This is a genomic window from Streptomyces sp. CC224B (assembly GCF_030010595.1).
In the GTDB taxonomy this organism is placed as follows: Bacteria; Actinomycetota; Actinomycetes; order Streptomycetales; family Streptomycetaceae; genus Streptomyces; species Streptomyces longispororuber.
This window is the reverse complement of the sequence record NZ_JASCXL010000121.1, coordinates 22,646-29,177: the sequence shown is the minus strand read 5'-3', so window position 1 is coordinate 29,177 and position 6,532 is coordinate 22,646. Positions and strand designations below refer to the sequence as shown.

At 73.9% G+C, this 6,532-nt stretch carries 5 protein-coding genes; 2 read left to right on the top strand and 3 right to left on the bottom strand.

All coding sequences use genetic code 11. The features are described 5' to 3' along the window. Positions 1-254: 254 nt before the first annotated feature. From QK440_RS33980 to QK440_RS33970, 3 genes are all read right to left on the bottom strand, one after another. A complete protein-coding gene (locus QK440_RS33980; RefSeq protein WP_282797107.1) occupies positions 255-1,196 on the bottom strand; it encodes an N-acetylneuraminate synthase family protein in 942 nt (313 codons plus the stop codon). Between the two features lie 14 nt (positions 1,197-1,210). Further along, on the bottom strand, positions 1,211-2,506 hold the full coding sequence (locus QK440_RS33975; RefSeq protein WP_282797106.1) for an N-acylneuraminate cytidylyltransferase: 1,296 nt from the start codon (positions 2,504-2,506) through the stop codon (positions 1,211-1,213). 86 nt (positions 2,507-2,592) lie between these two features. After that, positions 2,593-3,945 (bottom strand): DUF6716 putative glycosyltransferase, encoded by a 1,353-nt coding sequence (locus QK440_RS33970; RefSeq protein ID WP_282797105.1) that lies wholly within the window; start codon positions 3,943-3,945, stop codon positions 2,593-2,595. 198 nt (positions 3,946-4,143) lie between these two features. On the opposite strand from QK440_RS33970, the gene QK440_RS33965 reads away from it, so the two are divergent. After that, positions 4,144-5,124: a glycosyltransferase family 2 protein gene (locus tag QK440_RS33965; RefSeq protein ID WP_282797104.1), complete on the top strand. Its 981-nt coding sequence runs from the start codon at positions 4,144-4,146 to the stop codon at positions 5,122-5,124. Further along, entirely contained in the window at positions 5,124-6,464 is a 1,341-nt protein-coding gene (locus QK440_RS33960; protein WP_282797103.1) for a polysialyltransferase family glycosyltransferase, read from the top strand. Before QK440_RS33965 ends, QK440_RS33960 begins: the two co-directional genes overlap by 1 nt. Positions 6,465-6,532 lie beyond the last annotated feature (68 nt).

The following is a 6,532-nucleotide window of genomic DNA, read 5'->3' as shown; positions in this document are numbered from 1 at the left end:
GGGGGGTGGGGCCCCCCCGGCAGCCCGCGGGGGGGGGGGGGGGGGGGGGTGGGCCCCCCGGCCCCCCGCGGGCGGGGGGGGGCCCGGGGCCCCCCCCCCGGGGGCCGCCCCCCGCCCCGCCCGCCCCTCGGCACCCCCGGCACAGCCACCCGGGAACGCGCGGCGCGGGAGCGGCACCGGTGCGCCCCCGGGGGCGCCGAGGGCCGGCGGGGCGCGGGCTGGCGCGGCCCGCCGGCAGGGGGTGGGGGGGACGGTCAGACGGAGACGGGCTCGCGGTCGGCCGACTCGGCCTCGGCGCCGACGCCCGCCACCCGGCGGAGCTTCTTCATCGGGCCGAGCTCGGACTCGTACACCTTCTTGACGCCGTCGCCGAGGGACGCCTCGATGGTGCGGATGTCGCGGACCAGGCGCTGCAGGCCCTGCGGCTCGACGGACGCGGCCTGGTCGGAGCCCCACATGGCGCGGTCCAGGGTGATGTGGCGCTCGACGAAGGTAGCGCCGAGGGCGACGGCCGCGAGGGTGGTCTGCAGGCCCGTCTCGTGGCCGGAGTAGCCGATCGGGACGTTCGGGTACTCGGCCTGGAGGGTGTTGATGACGCGGAGGTTCAGCTCCTCGGCCTTGGCCGGGTACGTGGACGTGGCGTGGCAGAGCAGGATGTTGTCGCTGCCCAGGACCTCGACCGCGTGGCGGATCTGCTTCGGCGTGGACATGCCGGTGGAGAGGATGATCGTACGGCCGGTGGCGCGCAGGGCGCGCAGCAGCTCGTCGTCCGTGAGCGACGCGGAGGCCACCTTGTGGGCCGGGACGTCGAACTTCTCCAGGAACGCCACCGCCTCGGTGTCCCACGGGGACGCGAACCAGTCGATGCCGCGCTTGGCGCAGTGCTCGCTGATGGCCTGGTACTCGGACTCGCCGAACTCCACGCGGTGGCGGTAGTCGATGTACGTCATCCGGCCCCAGGGGGTGTCGCGCTCGATGTCCCACTGGTCGCGCGGGGTGCAGATCTCGGGCGTGCGCTTCTGGAACTTCACCGCGTCGCAGCCCGCGTCCGCGGCCGCGTCGATGAGCGCGAAGGCGTTCTCCAGGTCGCCGTTGTGGTTGATGCCGATCTCGCCGGTGATGTAGACGGGGTGACCGGGACCGGCGGTCTTCGAACCGAGGGTGCGCAGGCGGTGGTCGGAGGCCGTAGTGCTCATGGCAGGAACTTTCCTTAACTGTTGAGGGAGGGGCCGAGGATCCAGGCGGCGATCTCTCGGATCGCGCCGTCACCGCCGGGGAGGGTGGTGACCGCGCGTGCGGCGCCGCGCACGACGTCGTGGGCGCTCGCGACCGCCACGGGCCAGCCGACGAGGCCGAAGCACGGGAGGTCATTGACGTCGTTGCCGACGTAGAGCACGCGCTCGGGAGCGATGCCCTGCTCCTCGCACCACTGCTTCAGTGCGAGGTCTTTGCGGTCGACGCCGTGCAGGACCGGGAGCTTCAGCTTCCGGGCCCGGGCGGCGACGACCGGGTTCTCCTCCGTGGACAGGATCAGCATCGCGAGGCCCGACCTGCGCAGGGCGGCGATGCCGAGGCCGTCACCGCGGTGCACGGTGACGAACTCCCGTCCGTCGGAGTCGATCAGCACCCTGTCGTCGGTCTGGGTGCCGTCGAAGTCGAGTACGACCGCGTCGATGTCGTCGCGGGTCGGAAGGGCGGCCTCGTCGCCGGAGCGCACCGCGTCGAAGAGCGGGGCGAGGGCGCGGGCGCGGGCGAGGTCGTGCGGGTCGTCGATCTCCAGGACGCGCGCCGGGTCGGTGCGGACCAGCTCGGTGTGCCCGAAGAAGCGGTGCTTGTGCTCGCGGAAGCCGGTGGCGCGCATCGCGTAGGCCGCGCCGGTCTCCAGGAGGTCCTGGGGGCGGTCCTGGCGGCGGGGGCGGAAGGACTTGTCGTGGTTGACGCCGTAGCCGCCGGAGGTGGCGGTACCGGTGACGGTCCTGGTGGTGCCGCCCTCCTCGGTGGTGCGCTCGCCCTCGATGGCGGGCGGCTCGTCGCCGGCGTCGCGCCAGACGAAGCCGTGGAAGGGGGCGACGGTGTGGGCGGTGTCCGCGCCGCCGGTGACGACGGCCTCGACGATGCCGTCGACGTCCTCGCGGGTGATGAAGGGGCTCGTGCACTGCACCAGGAGGACCACGTCCACCGTCGCGCCGTGCAGCGCCTCCCACGCGTCCATCGCGTGCAGGACGGCCGCCTCGCTGGTGGCCGTGTCGCCCGCGATGGCGGCGGGGCGCAGGACCACCTCGGCGCCCGCGGCGCGCGCGGTCTCCGCGATCACGGTGTCGTCGGTGGACACCACGACATCGGTGACCAGGGGGGACGCGGTGCAGGCGCGGACCGCGCGGGCCACCAGCGGGACGCCGCCGACCGGGGCGAGGTTCTTCGCGGGCACCCCTTTGGAACCGCCGCGCGCGGGGATGACGGCGAGGACGCGGCGCGCCGGGGCGGCCTCCGGGCGGGGGTCGGGCATGGCGGCTCCTTCGGGGGTGCCTGGTGGGGTGCTGGGCGGGGGGCGCGGGGGGGCCGGGTCGGCGCCCTGGGCCGGGATCCGCGGCGTCACAGCTCCCCCATCCGCCGGATCACCGGGGCGACGCGCTGCACGCCGTGCCGGTAGGCGCCGCGGGCCGCGCTGCGGACGGCCTGGCGGACCGGGCCCGGCTCGCGGTCGGCGGCGGGGGCGCCCGGCAGGGGCGCGCCGTCGGGGCCGAGGTGGTGGCGGGCGAGTATGCCGGGCAGGTAGCCGGGCGCGGTGGTGCGCGTGTAGTACGGCGCCAGGGGCGGCAGGCCGCCCGCGGCGGCGCGCCCGGTCAGGGCGGCGACGCGGTCGCGGGCCGCGTCGAAGGCCGTGGCGTAGCCGCCGTCGGCGCAGACGCCCTGGCGGGCGACCCAGGCCGGGTCGGGCTCCGGGCTGTACCCGGCGTCGAGCTGGTCCCAGGAGGCGAGGCAGCCGGAGCCGATGAAGTGGTGGTTGCCGTGGACCTCGCGGACGCCGAAGTCGGTCAGGATGGCCGTCGGGATGCGCCGGTGCAGCGCTTCGAGCGCGGCGGTGGAGCTGACCGTGACCAGCAGGTCGGTGCGGTCGAGGACCTCGCCCATGTGCCCGTAGACGAGGCGGAGGTTGGGCGGGGCGTCCATGCCCTTGACCAGCTTCTGGTACGGGAGTTCCTCGATGTGCGTGGTGTGCTCGCCGGGCTTGCTGCGCAGCTTGAGCAGGACCTCGCGCTCGGGGTGGCGCCGCGCGTGCCGGACGAGGCGCTCCAGGAGGTAGGTCCGCTCGGCGCGCTTGTCCGGTACGGAGGGCTGCGCGGCGAAGACGACCGTGTAGGGGTCGCGGGGGGCGTACGGGGCGCCGCCGAGGAAGGGCAGCGCGGCCTCCGTGACGCTCGACGCGTCGGCGCCCACGCCCTCGTACACGGCGCGGAACCGCTCCGCGTCCTGGCGGGAGTTGGCGAGGACGACGTCCGCGCCGTGCCGCAGGAGCAGGCCGTCGGCGAGCTTCTCGTAGACGACGCCGACGTAGCCGGTGACGACGACGGGGCGGTGTCCCGCGCCGCCCCAGGCGTGGGCGAGGCCGTGCAGGACGGCCTGGACGCCGCCGCCGACGAGGGCGAGGACGAGGACGTCGTACGCCGCCCGGTCGCGCTCCATCTCCTTCAGGAACTCGATCGCGGTGACCTCGCGCAGGCTGTCCGCGCGCACGCCCACCTCGTCGAGCTGGCGGGGCGTGGGCGTGGCCCGGCCGCGCAGCAGGTATCCGTCGAGGCGGACGTCCGCGGGCCCGTCCCCGGCCGCGCCGCCGTCCTCGCCCTCGGCTCCGGCGAGGCGCCGCGCGGTGAGCGCGCCCCACTTCCACCGGGTGTCGGAGTCCGCGAGCACGGCGACCCGCGTCGTCTTGTTGCTTACTGGCACGTCGTCGACGCTAGGAAGGCATGTCGATGGGCGGCCCAACTCGGGCGCAACAAACGGTTAACAGCGTGCCGACGAATGGCGAAGCGGTGCGGCAAAAGAGTGACGAGCAGGTCGGTTAACCGTTCCGCCACGCTTCGTTCACCTGACATCCCACCGCGGGACAGGACGAATGCCGGGCCGACACCTAACGTCTCGCACGTGGTTAAGCTCTCCGTCATCGTGCCGTTCTACAACGTGCAGCAATACGCGCCCGACACCTTGAAGTCACTGCGTGCGAACGCGCGGGACGACTTCGAATTCATTCTCGTCGACGACTGCTCGACGGACGAGACGCCGGACGTCCTGGAGCGGGCCGCCGGCGACCTCCCGGGTGCCGTGCACCTCAGACACGAGCAGAACGGGGGCCTGGCCACCGCCCGCAACACGGGCCTGGACGCGGCCCGCGGCGAGTACGTCACCTTCCTCGACGGCGACGACTGGCTCGCGGCCGGGTACTACGCGCAACTGGTCGCCGCCATCGAGGAGTTGGGGTGCGACTTCCTGCGCACCGACCATGTGCAGTGCACGGCGCGCGCCCGTACCGTGCACCGCGTCCCGGTCGGGCCGCGCGCCACCGTCCTGAGCCCGCGCGACGTCATACTGCCCGCGGACCGGTCCACCTCCGTGGACTACGCGTTCGCCTGGGCGGGGATCTACCACCGCCGGCTCCTGGACCGCGGCCTGCTGCACTTCACGCACGGCCTGCGCACCGCCGAGGACCGGCCGTGGATCTGGCGCCTGCACCGGGAGGCGGAATCCTTCGCGGCGGTCAGCCTGTTGGGGGTGTTCTACCGGCGCGGGGTCGCGTCCTCGCTGACGCAGATCGGAGACGTACGGCAGCTCGATTTCCTTCGCGCTTTCGATCAGGTAATCGAGGAAACGGCACAGGATGCCGAGGCGGATAAGCTGCTGCCGAAAGCAGTGCGCACGTACTGCGCGATCATGGCTCATCATCTCGGAGCGATCGAGAGGTTCGAACCCGCCGTGGCCCGACAATTGCGCTCACTGAGTTCCGCCGCCCTGCGGAGAATGCCGCAGGACGTGCTCGCGGACGTGCTCGACTCGATGGACACGCAGCGGGCGAACCAGCTCCGGCGGCTGCGGCGCAGGCCGGTCTCCCCCCGGGTGGCGGTCGCCTGATGCCCCGCACGACCCAGATCTTCTGCGCGTCCACCCTGTACGGGGCCGCGACCCTGGCCGCCGCCCTGGACGCGGGCCTCTTCGAGCCGGCGGACCGCCGTCTGCTGCTCGTCACGAACAACGCGGTCAACCCGGAGGTCACCCCCTCCGTGGACGCGATGCCGGGGTTCTCCCGGATCCGCGAGCGCTTCGACGGGGTGCTCTCGTGGAACGACACCATCGCGCCGTTCCACCCCGGCGGCTGGAGCCCCCGGGGCAACGACATCCCCCTGTGGGAGCGCCACCTGCGGCTGCTGTGGGGCCTCGGCGACGACCGGATCCAGCTGGCGGTCGAGTCCGTGCAGGTCAACCCGTCGCTCGCGGTGTGCCAGCTCTTCACCGACGCGCCCGTCGACGTCTACGCCGACGGCCTCATAAGCTATGGCCCCACGCGCGACAAGCTCAATCCCCTGGTGGGTACGCGCATCAGGCGCCTGCTGCACCTCGATCTGGTGCCGGGCCTGAAGCCCCTGCTGCTCACCGAGTTCGGCGTGCCCGCGGAGCTGGTGCCGGGCGAGGCGTTCCGCAAGGTCCTGGACGAGCTGGCGGAGGACGAGGGCGAGGCGGAGACCTCCCCGGACCGGCCCGCGCTGCTGCTCGGGCAGTACCTCTCGGCGCTCGGCATCCTCACCGACGCCGAGGAGGAGGACCTGCACCTGCGCATGGTGCGGGGCGCCGTGGCCCTGGGCCACCGCCGCCTGGTGTTCAAGCCGCACCCGGTGGCCCCCGCCCGGTGGTCGCGCCTGCTTGAGGAGGAGGCCGAGCGGCTCGGCGGGCAGCTCACCGTGCTGGACCGTCCCGTGCTGGCGGAGGTGGCCTTCCGGCGGATGCGGCCCGCGCTCGTCGTCGGCTGCTTCTCCACGGCGCTGCTCACGGCGGCGGGGCTGTACCGCGTCCCGGTCGCGCGCGTCGGCACCGACGGCCTGCTGGGGCGGCTCGCGCCCTACCAGAACAGCAACCGGGTCCCGCTGACCATCGTGGACGCGCTCCTGCCCGACCTCGGCGACGAGGCCGCGGTGACGGGGTGGCGCATGCCCGGCCCCGAAGCGGTCGAGGAGCTGAGCGCGCTGCTGCGGACCGTGGGCTACGCGATGCAGCCCAAGATCTACCCGGGGCTCCGGCAGGAGGCGGAGGCGTTCCTCACGACGCGCCTGTCCCCGCGCACCTGGCGCTACTTCAAGCGCCGCCGCCTGAGCGCGCTCGCCCTGCCCGGGGGTGTGCCGGCCCGGCTCGCCTTCATCCCGCGCAACGCGACCGTGCGGCGCGTCGCCCGCCGGGCCCGGGCGCTGTCGCGGCGGTAGGACGGCGGCGGTCCTCGCGCGCGTCGCCCCTGGAGCCAGGGGCGACGCGCGTTTCCGCGTCCCGGTGC